Raw genomic sequence first — 16,503 nt, 5'->3', positions numbered from 1 at the left:
CGTTGTCACCATAAAAGTGTGATGCATATTGCTTTTGGTCAAAATGTGCGCAGAAAAAGGTGATATACTGTGCACGTTTACACATAAGCGAGGATGATATGTCTACTGATTTAGACCCAACCCAACTGGCGATTGAATTTTTACGCCGTGATAAAACCGAACTTTCTCCCGCGCAGTATTTGAAGCGTTTAAAACAGCTGGAGTTAGAGTTTGCCGATCTCCTCACCCTCTCTGCAACCGAACTGAAAGAAGAGATCTATTTCGCTTGGCGGTTGGGCGTGCATTAATAAAGTCTGTGTAGGCCGGATAAGGCGTTAGCCGCCATCCGGCTATGTTACCAGGCAATCTCACCAGACACTGTCCCCAGGTAATAGATAACCCCCTTGATTTTGTTTAAAAAAAATACAGATCGCCATTTGTGCTAAAAAGGCGCGCGTTCTTTATGAGATTATTCTTATGCCCCTTCAAGAGCTAAGCCATTAAGAGTGCCGGAGATAAGCGCCGGATGGGGCCGGAACCCTTAAGCCTGTATTGAACAGACTTAAGGGTTTTTCTTTTCCGGGCGCGTAAAAAACTAAGGTCTGTCAATAACCGCTGGCATGTCGTCAGCCGTATGATTATTCAAAATACGGTTAGCCAGCACACCTGACATCATCGATCCGTTAACGTTCAGTGCCGTGCGGGCCATATCAACGATAGGTTCGATGGCAATAAAAATACCGACCAGCGCAACGGGAAAATTCAACGTCGACAGGACAATCAGCGCCGCGAACGTACCACCGCCGCCGACGCCGGCTACGCCAATAGACCCTAGCGCAATGGCAGGCAACATCGCGGCCAGAAAATGCAGCGAGAGCGGATCAATGCCGATGGTGGGCGCAATCATCGCTACCATAATAGCCGGATAAATCCCGGCGCAGCCATTTTGCCCCATACTGGAGCCAAACGAGGCGGAAATATTGGCAATGGTGCTTTGTACGCCAAATTTTTCCTGGGCGGAAATGGCCAGCGGGATAGAGGCTGCGCTGCTGCGGGAAACAAACGCAAAGGTTAAGACGGGCCAGACCATTCTGAAATAACGCGCTGGATTATTACCGCTGAGGATCAGCAAGATGGCATGCACGATAAACATCATGAAAATCGCGATATAACAGGCGCCGATAAAACCAAGTAAGCTGGCGAATTGTTCAAGGCGGTATGATGAAAATACGGTAGTCATTAATGCCATGACGCCATAGGGCGTTAATGCAATAACGATACGTACCATCTTCATGACCCAGATCTGAATAGCGTTAATGCCTGCGCTTAATTTCTGACCTTCTTCCGGTGCCTCTTTTTTGACCTTTAACAGGGCGATCCCCGCTATTAGCGTGAAGATAACGATGCCGATAACGGAAACACTTCTGGCCCCCGTAAGATCAAGAAAAATATTAGTCGGAATCAGCGATGTCACTAACTGGGGAATCGACACCGCGGCAGTCTTATTGACTTCTTCTGTAGTTAACATTGACGGCATGTGCACAAAAGCGCTGGCGTCAAGCCTCAGCACATGAGCGGTCAGTAATCCGATAAAACCGGCAACCATCACCAGGCATAACATGCATCCGACGATCGTCAGCGACATTTTTCCGATGCCGGCGCTATTTTCCAGTTTATTGATGGCGGAAAGAATAGAAATAAAAATTAGCGGTATAGCGACCAGTTTTAGCAGGTGGACGTAACCATTGCCGACGATGCTGTACCATTCGATAATAGTTTTAGTGTGATTTGCTGAAATAAAATGCAGGGATAAACCAATAACAGCCCCTAAAAAGATAGCGATAAAAACGCTTTTCGACAGGGAATCGCTTTTTTGATTAATTCTCAAGATGACCCACGAGAAAACCAAAAAAAGTGCGATATACGCGAGCGTAACAACCATATTTTAAGCCTCTTGCCTCATTCAGCACCTGAAATGCCGGAAAGAGTTTACATAAACCTATAGCTCAAACTGAGTTATAGAACCGCAGCGGATTATAAAGAGCGCAACGCCAGGTATCCATACAAAAAATGGGGTTCTGACCTCGCCGCCCGGCAATGTCGACAGCCTATTAATTAAATAGTCATTTTCTATACATCTTTTCGTTTTTGACCTGCCAGAACGGTTAACATCTTATAAATCATTACTTATCAAAATGTTAAGTGATTTTTTGTCTGTCGTATGACCTGGCGGACAGGGTCTATGCTTAATAAAAGGCGCTCAATATGACCATTTGTTGGAAAGCCCCTGCGGTTAAGGGGTTGAAGTGATAATCATTATCACTAACATGCTGTTATATCCTGGTGATTAAGAACGCGAGGTAACTCTATGGAATTGCATTCAGGCACGTTTAACCCGGAGGACTTCCCCTGGCAAGGGCTGACGTTAACGCCAGCGGCGGCTGCGCACATACGTGAACTGGCAGCAAAGCAGCCGGGCATGTTGGGCGTGCGGTTAAGCGTAAAACAGACGGGATGTGCCGGATTTGGCTATGTTCTGGATACCGTTCGGGAGCCGGATAAAGACGATCTGGTTTTTGAAGCCGAAGGCGCAAAGCTTTTCGCACCGTTACAGGCGATGCCTTTTATTGACGGAACAGAAGTGGATTACGTACAGGAAGGGCTGAACCAGTTATTTAAATTTCATAACCCCAAAGCCCAGAATGAATGCGGCTGCGGCGAAAGTTTTGGGGTATAGGCGGTACTATGTCTCGTAATACTGAAGCAACGGAAGAGGTCGGCATCTGGACAGGCGGACGCCTTAATTACAAAGAAGGATTTTTCACGCAACTACCCACTGATGAACTGGCAAAAGGCATCAGCGAAGAGGTGGTGCGCGCGATTTCCGCAAAGCGTAACGAACCTGAGTGGATGCTGGAATTTCGTCTCAATGCCTATAGAGCCTGGCTGGACATGGATGAACCGCACTGGCTGAAGGCGCACTACGATAAACTGAACTATCAGGACTACAGCTATTACTCTGCGCCATCATGCGGAAACTGCGACGATAGCTGCGTTTCCCAGCCGGGAGCCGTACAGCAAACGGGCGCGAATACCTTTTTGAGTAAAGAGGTTGAAGACGCCTTCGAGCAACTTGGCGTTCCGGTTCGCGAAGGGAAAGAGGTCGCCGTCGATGCGATTTTTGATTCGGTCTCCGTAGCGACCACATACCGTGAAAAACTGGCGGAACAGGGCATTATTTTCTGTTCTTTTGGCGAAGCGATACACGATCACCCTGACCTGGTCAGGAAATATCTTGGCACCGTCGTGCCGGGGAACGATAACTTTTTTGCCGCGCTGAATGCGGCAGTCGCTTCCGATGGGACATTTATCTATGTTCCCAAAGGCGTGCGTTGCCCGATGGAGTTATCCACCTATTTTCGCATTAACGCCGAGAAAACCGGTCAGTTTGAGCGCACGATTCTGGTGGCGGATGAAGGCAGCTATGTGAGTTATATCGAAGGCTGCTCCGCGCCCGTACGCGACAGTTATCAGCTCCACGCCGCGGTAGTGGAAGTCATCATCCATAAAGATGCTGAAGTAAAATATTCCACCGTACAAAACTGGTTCCCGGGCGACAACAACACGGGCGGCATTCTGAACTTTGTGACCAAGCGGGCGTTGTGCGAAGGGGAAAACAGCAAGATGTCGTGGACCCAGTCGGAAACCGGTTCGGCGATTACCTGGAAATACCCGAGCTGTATTCTGCGCGGTGATAATTCTATCGGCGAGTTCTATTCCGTTGCGCTGACCAGTGGACATCAGCAGGCTGACACCGGCACCAAAATGATCCATATCGGTAAAAACACGCGCTCAACCATTATCTCAAAAGGCATTTCCGCCGGCCACAGCCAGAACAGCTACCGTGGGCTGGTAAAAATTATGCCGACGGCAACCAACGCCCGAAATTTCACCCAATGCGACTCCATGTTGATTGGCGCGGACTGCGGCGCGCATACGTTCCCGTATGTTGAATGCCGCAATAACAGCGCGCAACTGGAGCACGAAGCGACAACATCACGCATCGGTGAAGATCAGCTTTTCTATTGTTTGCAACGCGGCATCAGCGAAGAAGACGCTATTTCGATGATCGTCAACGGTTTCTGCAAAGACGTTTTCTCGGAACTGCCGCTGGAGTTTGCCGTTGAAGCGCAAAAACTGCTGGCGATTAGCCTTGAGCACAGCGTCGGTTAATGATGAAGGAAAACCCATGTTAAGCATTAAAGATTTACAGGTCAGTGTGGAAGAAAAAGCGATTTTGCGTGGCCTGAATCTGGAGATTCGCCCCGGCGAAGTTCATGCCATTATGGGGCCGAACGGTTCCGGGAAAAGCACGCTCTCCGCCACTCTGGCGGGACGTGAAGATTATGAGGTCACCGGCGGCTCGGTTACGTTCAAAGGTAAAGATCTGCTTGAACTGTCGCCGGAGGAACGGGCGGGCGAAGGGATTTTTATGGCCTTCCAGTACCCGGTAGAAATCCCCGGCGTCAGTAACCAGTTTTTCCTGCAAACCGCGCTGAATGCCGTGCGCGCCTACCGCGGGCAGGCGTCGTTGGATCGCTTTGATTTTCAGGATCTGATGGAAGAGAAGATCGCATTGCTGAAAATGCCGGAAGATTTGCTGACCCGTTCGGTAAACGTCGGTTTTTCCGGCGGGGAGAAAAAGCGCAATGATATTTTGCAAATGGCGGTGCTGGAGCCGGAACTGTGCATCCTTGATGAGTCGGACTCCGGACTGGATATCGATGCGTTGAAAATTGTGGCGGAAGGCGTCAACGCGTTACGCGACGATAAACGCGCTTTTATTATCGTGACCCACTATCAGCGCATACTGGACTATATCAAACCCGATTACGTCCATGTCCTCTATCAGGGGCGAATTGTCCGATCCGGCGATTTTACTCTGGTCAAACAACTGGAGGAGCAGGGTTATGGCTGGCTTACCGAACAGCAGTAAAGCGCTACAGCAATGGCAGCATCTCTTTGAGGAAAAAAGAGAAAGTCGAACTGAGCAGGCAAGACAACATTTACAACAGATGTTACGTCTGGGATTGCCGACGCGTAAACATGAAGACTGGAAATACACGCCGCTGGAGGGCTTAACCCATAGCCAGTTTATCCAGCAGTGTGTGACTATCAGCGCCGCACAGCGTGATGCGCTGGCGCTGCAAATCGATGCCGTGCGGCTGGTGTTTGTCGATGGTCGGTTTATGCCAGATCTCAGTGATAGCACGCAAAACAGCGGATTTGACGTTAGCGTCAGGGATGAGCGCCAGACGCTTGCCGCGCCGGTACAGCCTGAGGTTTTTCTGCATCTGACGGAAAGCCTGGCGCAATGTGTCACGTATATACAGGTACGGCGAAATCAGCGTCCGACCAGGCCGCTACTGTTAATGCATATCACGCAGGGCGTGGATGGCGACGAGCTGAACACCGCGCATTATCGCCACCATCTGGCGCTGGCGGAAGGCGCGGAAGCGACGGTTATTGAGCATTATGTCAGCCTTACAGCGGCAAAACATTTTACCGGCGCGCGTCTGACGATGAACGTTGCAGACAATGCGCAACTGCGTCATATCAAACTGGCGTTTGAAAATGCGTCCAGCTATCACTTTGCGCATAACGATCTTCTGCTGGCGACAGACGCCTCGGCGTTTAGCCACAGTTTTCTGCTGGGCGCCGCAGTACTACGTCACCACAGCAGCTCACAACTGAATGGTGAAAACGCGACGCTTCGACTGAATAGTCTGGCGATGCCGGTGAAAAATGAAGTCTGCGATACGCGGACATGGCTGGAACATAACAAAGGCTACTGTAACAGCCGCCAGTTGCACAAGACCATCGTCAGCGACAAAGGACGCGCGGTCTTTAATGGCCTGATTAACGTGGCGCAACACGCCATTAAAACCGACGGCCAGATGACCAATAATAACCTGTTGTTGGGGAAACTGGCTGAAGTCGATACCAAACCGCAATTAGAGATCTATGCCGATGACGTGAAGTGCAGCCACGGCGCGACGATCGGGCGTATTGACGATGAGCAGATGTTTTATCTGCAATCACGCGGCATCAGGCAGCAGGAGGCGCGGCACATGATTCTTTACGCGTTTGCCGCAGAGTTAACGGAAGCTATCCATGATAGCGCCCTTAAACAGCAGGTGCTGGCGCGAATCGGCCAGCGACTGCCCGGAGGCCTGGTATGACATTTCCTGTAGAAAAAATACGGGCGGATTTTCCCATACTGCAGCGTGAAGTTAACGGCCTGCCGCTGGCTTACCTGGACAGCGCAGCCAGCGCTCAAAAACCTAATCAGGTGATTGATGCTGAATCTGCCTTCTACCGTCACGGCTATGCTGCGGTACATCGGGGTATCCATACGTTAAGCGCGCAGGCGACCGAAAGCATGGAGAATGTGCGTAAGCAGGCGTCGCGGTTTATTAACGCCCGCTCCGCAGAAGAACTGGTGTTCGTGCGCGGTACGACGGAGGGCATTAACCTTGTCGCCAACAGTTGGGGAACGGAAAATATTCGCGCCGGGGATAACATTATCATCAGCGAGATGGAGCATCACGCCAACATCGTTCCCTGGCAGATGCTGTGCGAGCGCAAAGGCGCTGAACTGCGCGTGATCCCATTGCATCCTGACGGTACGCTGCGGCTGGAGACCTTAGCAGCACTGTTCGATGACCGAACCCGACTGCTGGCCATTACCCATGTTTCCAATGTGCTGGGGACGGAAAACCCACTGCCGGACATGATTGCGCTGGCGCGCCAGCATGGGGCGAAAGTGCTGGTGGATGGCGCCCAGGCCGTGATGCACCATGCTGTTGATGTCCAGGCGCTGGACTGCGATTTTTACGTTTTCTCCGGCCATAAACTTTACGGGCCGACCGGCATCGGTATTCTGTATGTTAAAGAGGCGTTGCTGCAAGAAATGCCGCCGTGGGAAGGGGGCGGGTCGATGATCTCGACCGTCAGCCTGACGCAGGGAACGACATGGGCGAAAGCGCCCTGGCGTTTTGAGGCGGGAACGCCGAATACTGGCGGCATCATCGGTCTCGGCGCGGCAATTGACTATGTGACGTCGCTGGGACTGGATAAGATTGGCGATTATGAGCAGATGCTGATGCGCTATGCGCTGGAGCAACTGGCGCAGGTGCCTGATATCACGCTGTATGGTCCGGCGCAGCGGTTGGGCGTCATCGCGTTTAATCTGGGTAAACACCATGCTTACGACGTCGGCAGCTTTCTTGATAATTACGGCATCGCGGTACGAACGGGGCATCACTGCGCGATGCCGCTCATGGCCTGGTATGGCGTGCCGGCAATGTGCCGGGCTTCGCTGGCGATGTATAACACCCATGAAGAAGTGGACCGACTGGTGGCAGGATTAACGCGTATCCACCGCTTATTGGGATAACAGTGAGGTTTTATGGCTGCGCTACCGGATAAAGAAAAATTGCTGCGTAACTTTACGCGTTGCGCTAATTGGGAAGAGAAATATTTATATATTATTGAGTTGGGGCAGCGCCTGGCGGAGTTAAATCCGCAGGATCGCAATCCGCAAAATACGATTCATGGCTGTCAGAGCCAGGTGTGGATCGTGATGCGGCGAAACGCCAACGGCATTATCGAATTGCAGGGCGACAGCGACGCGGCGATCGTTAAAGGCCTTATGGCGGTGGTATTTATTTTGTACCACCAAATGACGGCGCAGGATATTGTGCATTTTGATGTCCGGCCATGGTTCGAAAAAATGGCGCTTACGCAACACCTCACACCTTCTCGTTCTCAGGGGCTGGAAGCAATGATTCGCGCAATTCGCGCTAAGGCCGCCACTCTTAGCTAAACTGTACAGACAGCGTTCTACCTGATGTCAAATCCTTTGTCGGACGGCGACGTCGCTTTATCCAGAGTGGACAGAGCGTATATTTTGTTGTTCTGATAAGCGAAGCGCTACCAGTCGTCGCAGAGGGCATCACCAGGAATACAGGAGGTTTGGTATGAAACGTGCGTCTTTCATTACGCTAACTATTATCGGCGCGTATAGCGCGTTACAGGCAGCCTGGGCGGTTGATTATCCATTACCGCCCGAAGGCAGCCGTCTTATTGGTCAGAATCAAACCTATACCGTACAGGAAGGTGATAAAAACCTGCAGGCTATCGCCCGGCGTTTTGATACGGCGGCGATGCTCATTCTTGAAGCGAACAATACGATTGCGCCGGTGCCTAAGCCCGGTACGCTAATTACCATTCCCTCGCAGATGCTATTGCCGGATGCGCCCAGGGAAGGCGTTATCGTCAACCTCGCGGAGCTACGGTTGTATTATTACCCGCCGGGAGAAAACCGCGTTCAGGTGTATCCCATCGGCATCGGTTTGCAGGGACTGGAAACTCCCGTCATGGACACCCGGATAGGGCAAAAGATCCCCAACCCGACGTGGACGCCGACGGCAGGCATACGCCAACGTTCGCTTGAGCGGGGGATCACGCTGCCGCCGGTGATCCCTGCCGGGCCAAATAACCCGCTGGGACGCTATGCGCTGCGTCTGGCGCACGGTAATGGGGAATATCTCATTCATGGCACCAGCGCGCCGGATAGCGTAGGTCTGCGTGTGAGTTCCGGTTGTATTCGCATGAACGCGCCGGACATCAAAGCGTTATTTGCGCAGGTCAGAACGGGGACGCCGGTAAAAGTGATTAACCAGCCGGTGAAATTCTCTGTCGAGCCGAATGGCATTCGTTATGTAGAGGTACACAGGCCGCTATCGCCGGAAGAAGAGCAAAACGTGCAGACGATGCCCTACGTGTTGCCTGCGGAATTTACCGCGTTCAGAAACGCGCAAGGGGTGGATAGTCGCCTGGTCGATAAGGCGCTATACCGGCGAGCCGGGTATCCTGTCAGCGTGAGCGCCGGGCAGACGCCGGCGGTAAATACGACCGCAGTCGAATCCGCTCAGAACGGTTTTGTCGGGGAAGAGGGGCAAACGCGCGCGACGCAGTAGCCTTCGCAGCAAACGACGGACAAAAAAATGGCGCACGATGTGCGCCATTTTATATTGTGCGTCAAATTATTTACAGATGCGGAATACTTTGTTGTCCAGACGTTGGTTCGCGCGAGCAGCATCGTCTTTAGCAGCCTGAACGTCGGAACGCATTGCATTTACGTCATTACTCAGTTGCTCAACTTTAGCGCTCAGCGTCTGTACATCGGAAGACAACTGATCGATTTTAGCGTTGCTTGAACAACCTGCCAGTAACGTGGAACCCAGAACTGCTGCACCTAAGATCAGCTTGTTAGTACGGGTCATAATAATATCATTATATTATGCATGGTTATTCGGGTAAAGAAATGGCGCACGATGTGCGCCATTTTATATCGTGCGTCAAATTACTTACGGACGTGGGATACTACTTTGTTGTCCAGACGCTGGTTCGCGCGAGCTGCGTCGTCTTTAGCAGCCTGAACGTCGGAACGCATTGCATTTACGTCATTACTCAGTTGATCAACTTTAGCGCTCAGCGTCTGTACATCGGAAGACAACTGATCGATTTTAGCGTTGCTTGAACAACCTGCCAGTAACGTGGAACCCAGAACTACTGCACCTAAGATCAGCTGGTTAGTACGGTTCATAACAATAACATTATACTTTGTGTGGTTATGTGGGTAAAAAAAATGGCGCACGATGTGCGCCATTTTTATTACGCAGGTACTATTACTTACGGTATTTAGTAGCCTGGTTGTCCAGACGCTGGTTAGCGCGAGCTGCGTCGTCTTTAGCAGCCTGAACGTCGGAACGCATTGCGTTCACGTCGTTGCTCAGCTGGTCAACTTTAGCGTTCAGAGTCTGAACGTCAGAAGACAGCTGATCGATTTTAGCGTTGCTGGAGCAACCAGCCAGCAGAGTAGAACCCAGGATTACCGCGCCCAGTACCAGTTTAGTACGATTCATTATTAATACCCTCTAGATTGAGTTAATCTCCATGTAGCGTTACAAGTATTACACAAACTTTTTTATGTTGAGAATATTTTTTTGATGGGAATGCACTTATTTTTGATCGTTCGCTCAAAGAAGCATCGAAATGCATGAAAGTCCCTAAAAAACCGAAAGAAAACAGGGGGCTTCCATCGGATTCTTCTTAGATAATCCGCAATTAGATAGTAAAATCCGATTTGATTTTTTTATTAATAGTGGCTATCGATTAAATAAAAAAAGCGCCGGAAGGGCGCTTTTTTAAACAAATTAATTCACACAACAATTATTACAGTACGTGAACAGAGGCGGTGTTAGTGGTGCCGCTTGGAACCAGCGCGCCGGAGACCATCACTACGACGTCGCCTTTCTGGGCGAGGCCGCTTTGCAGGGCGACATCTTTGCCCAGACGGTAGAAATCATCAGTAGAATTGATTTCTTTCACCAGCTGCGATACCACGCCTTTGCTCAGTACTAACTGACGGGCGGTCACTTCATTGGTGGTCAATGCCAGGATGGTGGCGTCCGGGAAGTATTTGCGCACGGCGCGAGCGGATTTACCGCCCTGGGTCGCTACCACGATCAGCGGCGCTTCCAGTTTTTCGGCGGTTTCTACCGCGCCGCGGCATACCGCTTCCGTAATGCGCAGTTTACGGCTGTCGTTGTTGTAGTCCAGACGGCTGTTCATGACGCGGTCGGTACGTTCGCAGATGGTCGCCATGATAGAAACGGCTTCCAGCGGGTATTTCCCTTTTGCGGATTCGCCGGACAGCATAACCGCATCCGTACCGTCGAGGATGGCGTTCGCTACGTCGCCTGCTTCTGCGCGGGTCGGACGCGGGTTTTTGATCATAGAATCCAGCATCTGAGTCGCGGTGATCACGACTTTACGTGCGCGGATACATTTTTCGATCATCATTTTCTGCGCAAAAATCACTTCTTCAACCGGGATTTCTACGCCCAGGTCGCCACGCGCAACCATGATGCCGTCGGAAGCTTCGAGAATTTCATCGAAGTTGTTCAGGCCTTCCTGGTTTTCGATCTTAGAGATAATCTGGATGTTTTCGCCGCCGTGGGCTTTCAGATGCTCGCGAATTTCGACAACGTCAGAACGTTTACGGATAAAGGACGCCGCAACAAAGTCAACGCCCTGTTCGCAACCGAAGATCAGGTCCTGTTTGTCTTTTTCAGCCAGCGCCGGCAGAGCAATAGAAACGCCCGGCAGGTTAACGCCTTTGTTCTCGCCCAGATCGCCGTTGTTCAGCACCTTACAAATGACTTTATTGCCTTCGATGGCGGTCACTTCCATACCGATCAGACCATCGTCAACCAGGACGGTGTTGCCAACGCTCAGGTCGCTGGTGAAGCCTTCATAGGTGACGGCAACGATTTCATTATTACCGACCACGGATTTGTCGGTGGTAAAAGTGAAGGTTTGACCCGCTTTCAGCGAAACGTCGTTACCGCCTTCCAGTTTAATGGTGCGGATTTCTGGTCCTTTAGTATCAAGCAGAATAGCGGCTTTTTTACCGGTTTTGCTCATCACGTTGCGCAAATTCTGGATACGCTGACCGTGTTCTGCATAATCGCCATGAGAGAAGTTCAGACGCATCACGTTCATGCCCGCGTCCAGCATTTTGCTTAACATCTCTTCGGATTCGGTTTTCGGACCGATAGTACAAACAATTTTCGTCTTTTTCATGACAGTCTTAGTCTTTAAGTTGAGGAGGATATGGAAATCTGGCTTCGGGCGCGCACGGCCCGGAAGCTAAGCCTGTGTTGCTAAAGTGATGATGCCTCGCTCTAAGGATAGGTGACATCGAAAGAGCGTGCAGAGGAATGTGTGCTCGCGTTTCAGCCCAACGGGAAGGGGATAATTTTAGTCGTTGAGTTTTACAGTCCAATGCGCTGAAACCATTCAAGAGACAATTGGCGCGCATTATACGCTGAAATTTACAAAAAAGGAAAATGAAAACCCTGTTTCAAAAGACATCTGTGCAGATCCACAACGGTTTGTTATTACGCTGTTTACGATGTCGCTGGCGATGACGCCGCCCGAACAGGGGCGGCGTTGCGCAACAGCGGGTGTTGTTGCGCATAATGTCAATCGAGCAACTTTTTGCCTTCCAGGTCGATGGCGATGTTTTGGTTGTGTGCTTTTCGATAGCACAGTATCGCTATCCCGATGGCTGCCCAGCTAATTCCGAGTATCAGAGCGTGAATGTTCATGTTTAAACAGACGTAGCCGATGACGATCATCCCCATGATCGGCGAAATAACATGGGCGAAAATGCGCCGCTGGGCTTTCATCCGGAAATTGAACAGGATAAACACACACAGGTTCACGACAAAAAAAGCGAAAAGCGCGCCAAAGTTCACCAGCGTGGAGATAGATTCAATCTTGCCGGAAAACAGGTAGCTGAGCAGCAGGGTGACGCCGCCGGTAAACAGAATGGCATAATCCGGCGTTTTACGCGTGGTATGGACGTGAGCGAGGAAGGCGGGCAACATTCGGTCGCGCCCCATTGAAAATAGCACTCTGGACACCGCCGTTTGCGCGGTAATAATGTTGCCGACGGCGCACACAAACGCCACAATGATGGAAAACGCCACTTTGAGCCAGATACCGCCAACGTTGCCGGCAATGGTGAAAAATGCTTCATTCGTCGAATTACCTTCCGCGAAGCGGTCGACGTTACCGGTGGCGAACGCCGCAAACGCCACAACGATAATAAACAGTACCGTCGCCAAAACTAACGCCAACAGTGTTGCTTTACTGACGGCGCGTCCCCCGCCTTCGCTTTCTTCACTTAATGTACTGATAGCGTCAAAGCCGAGAAAATTCAGCGCAGCCACCGAAATCGCCGTTGCGATGAGCCCAGGGGTGAACCACTGTGAATCGAAAAAAGGCCGGAAGGAAAGCGTTATCTGACTACTGTCCTGCATCATCAGACGGATAATGAGTAGCACGAAAATCGCCAGAATACCGAGTTGAATAAAGACCAGTAACTTATCGAATTTCGCCGTTTGCTGTATCCCGAGATAGTTGACTCCGGTGCCAATAGCCACATAAATCAACGGCCAGACCCAGACCGGGATTTGCGGTAAAATAGCGTGGACCGCGACACCGCCCAGCACCGCTACGAGCGTAGGGAACAAAAGATAATCCAGCAGTAATATCCATCCGGTCAGAAACCCTACGGCGGGATTAATGCATACGCCAGCATACGCATAGGCCGAACCCGACGAGGAGATATGCTGCGATAAGGTAGAGTAGCTGTACGCGGTAAAAAACATCGCGATAGCGCCAATAATATAAACCAGCGCAACCATACCGTGCGAAAGATTATAAACGACGCCATAAAGAGAGACTGGTGCGATAGGCACCATAAACACCAGACCATAAAGCACTAAATCGGTAAGAGACAATTTTTTGACTTTTTTCATGATAAATACCTTAATGGCTTTTTATGCCAGATCGCGTAAAAACGCGCTTACCGCTGCGAGGCAGGGCGCGATATTTTCTTCATGCGGGTTATGGCTGCTGCCAGGAATAGTGACCGCGCGGCAGTCTGAAATGTGAGAGAGCAGCGGAGAGACGACGCGCTCGGTTGCCTGATCGTTTTCGCCGCGTAGTACCAGAACAGGACAGCGTATCTGGCACAAATGGGGCGTAATATCCCAGTCGGCAAGTTTGCCATTTGCCGCCAGTTCATTGGTTCCCCATAAAATGTGATAACCCGTAGGGTCGGCGGCGAACTGCGCATTAGATCGCTGAACATGAACGGCTTCTTCCGCGAGGGTATAAACGTGTCTGGCATAATAAGCGACCAGCTGTTCCGGTGGGTTTTGATAAATGACGGCGGGCATAATGACGTTTTTGATATCGTCATCGGACATTGGCGTCAGAGCGTTAAAGAGCCGTATGGCTTCCTGTTGCCACAGGGCGATACTGGCCGGCGAACTGGCCAGTATCGTCCCGCGAAGCCCGGCAGGCTGTAAGCAGGCGTGCTCTGCGGCAAGCATTCCGCCCCAGGAATGTCCCAGTATCGAATACCCGTGCCCAATACCCAGGTGATGAATTAATTGGGTTAATTGACGGAGATAACGCGCAATAGTCCAGAAAGACGCGTCGGCATGAGGAAAATGCGTTGAACGACCGCAACCATATTGATCGTAAAATATTACCATGCGCCCGTCATCAGCCAGACGGCGATAATTTAATAAATAATCAAAGCCGCCAGAAGGGCCGCCATGAAGGATAATGAGCGGCGTGAGTAATGATTTTCTGTCGCCATAAATCCGATAGCTTGTCAATATGTTTTCAGAAAACATTTCGCCATAGAGATAAGTATCATTCATATTCTTAATGACTCAGTGTGTGGCAGGGCAGGCGAAATTTATATTCGCCTGGGTAATATTATTTTTTTATTGTGTGTAAAACATTACACCAGAAGGTGGCGTAATGTTCCCATTGCAGAAACTGCGGACTTCCCCAGTGCGGAGAACAATCACTGGCAAAGCAACATACTTTCCCTTTATGGTAAGTACCCATAACTAACAGTGGATCGCCATTAATTTCAGCAAGGGTCTGACTATTTTCTTTGGCGATAAGTTTGTTATAGCCCAACAGCGGCGGCCATTCGCTAAATGGCTGGGTAATAAAATGTTCTACCGCAGTATTTACTGCTTTACATCCTTGCGGTAGTTCTACGCGATCATCTACATCCAGCATATCAACCGGCAATACCTCCGCCAGAACCGTATTTTTATAATTGGCTTTTGCTTCTATTCCCGTAAAGGATAAATAGCCGCCGATCATCAACAGACCGCCGCCCTCAGCAACATAATCTGCGATAAGTTGTAATGCATCAGGAATAATGTCCATATTATAAAACGTTCTGTTTTGTAACAGGAACGTATTGCTACCGATATCACTGATGACGATCGCATCATAGCAGGCTAATGCTTCGGCAGTTTGTGGAAAACGAGTTTGCACAATATGGGCAGGCATGTAGTCCACATCGATATTACCCTGGCGTAAGCAGGATAATAAATAGTCTGCGCCTTCTTCATATTTGCTCGATGTAAAGCTATCAAAACCTTTAGAGTGAATCATATGAATGTGCCAGGATTCGCCAATAAATAAGATTTTCATTATGTCACCTGTTAATTAATGTTAATGACTTTATTAGATTGGGTACGCATTCGATGTAAAACCTGCAAGTGCTGAGGCATACTCGACGCACCGACTTGTTCCACCGCCAGAGAAGCGAAAGCGGAGGCATATTGAATGGCTGCGACCATGTCTGCTTGTCGCGCCAGCGCGGCGGCTAAGGCGCCATTAAAAGCGTCACCGGCCCCAGCGGCATCTTTTACCACGGCGCTCCACGCAGGAATATACAACGTGCGGGCGTGCTCACAGAGCAGAGAGCCACGGGCGCCAAGGGTAATGATGACTTTTTTCACCCCGGATTGCAGAATAATATTTCCGGCTTTTTTCGCATCATTAATATCAGTAATGGTTACGCCGGATAAAAAAGAGGCTTCAGTTTCATTCGGCGTGATGATGTCAATATCAGATAATAAATGCGTCACCTGTTTCGTATAGGGGGCAGGATTCAGCATGATCATTTTATTTTCTTGTTTTCCCAGGCGAATAAATTCAGTCAACGCTTCAATGTTCGTTTCGAGCTGCATTAACATAACGTCAGACTCGGCGATATAACGGTGTTGCTCATTAATCTCTTGCGTGGTGAGCATCATATTGGCGCCAGGGTAGATGGCGATAATATTATCGCCATCCACGGCGGAGACATAGATCAATGCGCTACCGGTGGGTGCTTTATCTGTTTGATACGCGCTGTATGAGGCGATGCCTGATTGAATAATATGATTCATAGCAAATGCGCTGAACTGATCTTTGCCCACTTTAAAAATAAAATGTGCCGCAGCGCCAGCGTTGTTTGCCGCTAAAGCCTGGTTGGCTCCTTTACCGCCAAGATAGAATCCAAATTGGCTGGCCAGAATGGATTCTCCGCTTTGTGGAAACCACGGCACGGTTGCTGAAACATCAATATTGAATGAGCCTAAAACACATACCTTGCCTGCTTTTTTTGTGTTTTCCCGGCGCAGTTTTGCATCCTGATGGATTGGCGTGGCGATAGTGCTGGAAATATCAATCTTATTTTCAGTGATAAGCTTACTCAGCGCGTCACGGTTTAAAATTCCTCCGCCATAGCAACGCTGAAGCATACCTGATTTCTGGAAATAGCGTAGATCGGAACGAATAGTCTCCTGGCTAACCTTATAAAGGTCTGAAAGTTTACTGACGCTAACACTATTATCCTTTATCAGTAAATTAATGATGGCATGACGTCTTTCTTCTTTAAACATATTGCCTCCGGGTAGTGAGTTGAATTGTATTTATGGCAATGTTGTCATGCGGTGAATTCAATCACAGATTATGCGGTCAACCGGAAGTAACCCCAAATGAATGTCAATAATCAGA

General features: G+C 50.0%; 18 protein-coding genes. 8 read left to right on the top strand and 10 right to left on the bottom strand.

Translation table 11 applies throughout. The features are described from left to right. Positions 1-98 precede the first annotated feature (98 nt). The gene (locus NA197_RS02050) at positions 99-287 is read left to right on the top strand and encodes a YdiH family protein (RefSeq protein ID WP_001537749.1); all 189 of its coding nucleotides are present in this window, start codon (positions 99-101) and stop codon (positions 285-287) included. Between the two features lie 287 nt (positions 288-574). On the opposite strand, the gene NA197_RS02045 is transcribed toward NA197_RS02050, so the two are convergent. Beyond that, positions 575-1,921 (bottom strand): L-cystine transporter, encoded by a 1,347-nt coding sequence (locus NA197_RS02045; RefSeq protein WP_039590641.1) that lies wholly within the window; start codon positions 1,919-1,921, stop codon positions 575-577. Positions 1,922-2,347: 426 nt separating this feature from the next. On the opposite strand from NA197_RS02045, the gene sufA reads away from it, so the two are divergent. The 7 genes from sufA to ldtE all read left to right on the top strand — a co-directional run bounded on the left by sufA (position 2,348) and on the right by ldtE (position 9,023). After that, complete coding sequence (gene sufA, locus NA197_RS02040) at positions 2,348-2,716, top strand: Fe-S cluster assembly scaffold SufA (protein ID WP_000418973.1); 369 nt, start codon at positions 2,348-2,350, stop codon at positions 2,714-2,716. Positions 2,717-2,724: 8 nt separating this feature from the next. Continuing rightward, the gene (gene sufB, locus NA197_RS02035) at positions 2,725-4,212 is read left to right on the top strand and encodes a Fe-S cluster assembly protein SufB (RefSeq protein WP_000089383.1); all 1,488 of its coding nucleotides are present in this window, start codon (positions 2,725-2,727) and stop codon (positions 4,210-4,212) included. A 16-nt stretch (positions 4,213-4,228) separates the two neighbouring features. Beyond that, entirely contained in the window at positions 4,229-4,975 is a 747-nt protein-coding gene (sufC, locus tag NA197_RS02030) for a Fe-S cluster assembly ATPase SufC (RefSeq protein WP_000948902.1), read from the top strand. Then, positions 4,950-6,221 (top strand): Fe-S cluster assembly protein SufD, encoded by a 1,272-nt coding sequence (sufD, locus tag NA197_RS02025; protein WP_000907944.1) that lies wholly within the window; start codon positions 4,950-4,952, stop codon positions 6,219-6,221. The genes sufC and sufD overlap by 26 nt, the downstream gene beginning before the upstream one ends. Further along, entirely contained in the window at positions 6,218-7,438 is a 1,221-nt protein-coding gene (gene sufS, locus NA197_RS02020) for a cysteine desulfurase SufS (RefSeq protein WP_064043041.1), read from the top strand. The genes sufD and sufS overlap by 4 nt, the downstream gene beginning before the upstream one ends. A 12-nt stretch (positions 7,439-7,450) precedes the next feature. Further along, a complete protein-coding gene (sufE, locus tag NA197_RS02015) occupies positions 7,451-7,867 on the top strand; it encodes a cysteine desulfuration protein SufE (protein ID WP_000729470.1) in 417 nt (138 codons plus the stop codon). A gap of 154 nt (positions 7,868-8,021) precedes the next feature. After that, the gene (gene ldtE, locus NA197_RS02010; RefSeq protein WP_000817059.1) at positions 8,022-9,023 is read left to right on the top strand and encodes a L,D-transpeptidase LdtE; all 1,002 of its coding nucleotides are present in this window, start codon (positions 8,022-8,024) and stop codon (positions 9,021-9,023) included. Positions 9,024-9,089: 66 nt separating this feature from the next. Here ldtE and NA197_RS02005 read toward each other — a convergent pair whose 3' ends face one another. The 9 genes from NA197_RS02005 to NA197_RS01965 all read right to left on the bottom strand — a co-directional run bounded on the left by NA197_RS02005 (position 9,090) and on the right by NA197_RS01965 (position 16,388). Then, positions 9,090-9,329 (bottom strand): major outer membrane lipoprotein, encoded by a 240-nt coding sequence (locus NA197_RS02005; RefSeq protein ID WP_017465453.1) that lies wholly within the window; start codon positions 9,327-9,329, stop codon positions 9,090-9,092. Between the two features lie 80 nt (positions 9,330-9,409). Further along, positions 9,410-9,652 (bottom strand): major outer membrane lipoprotein, encoded by a 243-nt coding sequence (locus tag NA197_RS02000; RefSeq protein WP_023226944.1) that lies wholly within the window; start codon positions 9,650-9,652, stop codon positions 9,410-9,412. 82 nt (positions 9,653-9,734) lie between these two features. Further along, the gene (gene lpp / locus NA197_RS01995) at positions 9,735-9,971 is read right to left on the bottom strand and encodes a murein lipoprotein Lpp (protein WP_001082307.1); all 237 of its coding nucleotides are present in this window, start codon (positions 9,969-9,971) and stop codon (positions 9,735-9,737) included. A 310-nt stretch (positions 9,972-10,281) separates the two neighbouring features. After that, positions 10,282-11,694: a pyruvate kinase PykF gene (gene pykF, locus NA197_RS01990; RefSeq protein ID WP_000751447.1), complete on the bottom strand. Its 1,413-nt coding sequence runs from the start codon at positions 11,692-11,694 to the stop codon at positions 10,282-10,284. 7 nt (positions 11,695-11,701) lie between these two features. Further along, a complete protein-coding gene (gene ynhH, locus NA197_RS01985) occupies positions 11,702-11,932 on the bottom strand; it encodes a protein YnhH (protein ID WP_418143684.1) in 231 nt (76 codons plus the stop codon). A 163-nt stretch (positions 11,933-12,095) separates the two neighbouring features. Then, complete coding sequence (locus NA197_RS01980) at positions 12,096-13,439, bottom strand: APC family permease (RefSeq protein ID WP_064043611.1); 1,344 nt, start codon at positions 13,437-13,439, stop codon at positions 12,096-12,098. Positions 13,440-13,460: 21 nt separating this feature from the next. Beyond that, positions 13,461-14,354, bottom strand: coding sequence for a proline iminopeptidase-family hydrolase (locus NA197_RS01975; RefSeq protein WP_001000508.1), 894 nt, complete (start codon positions 14,352-14,354; stop codon positions 13,461-13,463). Between the two features lie 58 nt (positions 14,355-14,412). Further along, the gene (locus NA197_RS01970) at positions 14,413-15,150 is read right to left on the bottom strand and encodes a glutamine amidotransferase (RefSeq protein WP_064043612.1); all 738 of its coding nucleotides are present in this window, start codon (positions 15,148-15,150) and stop codon (positions 14,413-14,415) included. 11 nt (positions 15,151-15,161) lie between these two features. Further along, complete coding sequence (locus NA197_RS01965) at positions 15,162-16,388, bottom strand: PfkB family carbohydrate kinase (RefSeq protein WP_064043613.1); 1,227 nt, start codon at positions 16,386-16,388, stop codon at positions 15,162-15,164. Positions 16,389-16,503: the final 115 nt, after the last annotated feature.

This window comes from Salmonella sp. NW884, from assembly GCF_051700745.1.
GTDB lineage: Bacteria > Pseudomonadota > Gammaproteobacteria > Enterobacterales > Enterobacteriaceae > Salmonella > Salmonella enterica.
This window is presented reverse-complemented; position numbering and strand designations above follow the sequence as displayed.

Excerpts from the sequence above, each read along its gene's own strand:
- NA197_RS02050 (WP_001537749.1), top strand. The coding sequence starts at position 99 with ATGTCTACTGATTTAGACCCAACCCAACTGGCGATTGAATTTTTACGC.
- NA197_RS02045 (WP_039590641.1), bottom strand. The coding sequence starts at position 1,921 with ATGGTTGTTACGCTCGCGTATATCGCACTTTTTTTGGTTTTCTCGTGG.
- sufA (WP_000418973.1), top strand. The coding sequence starts at position 2,348 with ATGGAATTGCATTCAGGCACGTTTAACCCGGAGGACTTCCCCTGGCAA.
- sufB (WP_000089383.1), top strand. The coding sequence starts at position 2,725 with ATGTCTCGTAATACTGAAGCAACGGAAGAGGTCGGCATCTGGACAGGC.
- sufC (WP_000948902.1), top strand. The coding sequence starts at position 4,229 with ATGTTAAGCATTAAAGATTTACAGGTCAGTGTGGAAGAAAAAGCGATT.
- sufD (WP_000907944.1), top strand. The coding sequence starts at position 4,950 with ATGGCTGGCTTACCGAACAGCAGTAAAGCGCTACAGCAATGGCAGCAT.
- sufS (WP_064043041.1), top strand. The coding sequence starts at position 6,218 with ATGACATTTCCTGTAGAAAAAATACGGGCGGATTTTCCCATACTGCAG.
- sufE (WP_000729470.1), top strand. The coding sequence starts at position 7,451 with ATGGCTGCGCTACCGGATAAAGAAAAATTGCTGCGTAACTTTACGCGT.
- ldtE (WP_000817059.1), top strand. The coding sequence starts at position 8,022 with ATGAAACGTGCGTCTTTCATTACGCTAACTATTATCGGCGCGTATAGC.
- NA197_RS02005 (WP_017465453.1), bottom strand. The coding sequence starts at position 9,329 with ATGACCCGTACTAACAAGCTGATCTTAGGTGCAGCAGTTCTGGGTTCC.
- NA197_RS02000 (WP_023226944.1), bottom strand. The coding sequence starts at position 9,652 with ATGAACCGTACTAACCAGCTGATCTTAGGTGCAGTAGTTCTGGGTTCC.
- lpp (WP_001082307.1), bottom strand. The coding sequence starts at position 9,971 with ATGAATCGTACTAAACTGGTACTGGGCGCGGTAATCCTGGGTTCTACT.
- pykF (WP_000751447.1), bottom strand. The coding sequence starts at position 11,694 with ATGAAAAAGACGAAAATTGTTTGTACTATCGGTCCGAAAACCGAATCC.
- ynhH (WP_418143684.1), bottom strand. The coding sequence starts at position 11,932 with ATGCGCGCCAATTGTCTCTTGAATGGTTTCAGCGCATTGGACTGTAAA.
- NA197_RS01980 (WP_064043611.1), bottom strand. The coding sequence starts at position 13,439 with ATGAAAAAAGTCAAAAAATTGTCTCTTACCGATTTAGTGCTTTATGGT.
- NA197_RS01975 (WP_001000508.1), bottom strand. The coding sequence starts at position 14,354 with ATGAATGATACTTATCTCTATGGCGAAATGTTTTCTGAAAACATATTG.
- NA197_RS01970 (WP_064043612.1), bottom strand. The coding sequence starts at position 15,150 with ATGAAAATCTTATTTATTGGCGAATCCTGGCACATTCATATGATTCAC.
- NA197_RS01965 (WP_064043613.1), bottom strand. The coding sequence starts at position 16,388 with ATGTTTAAAGAAGAAAGACGTCATGCCATCATTAATTTACTGATAAAG.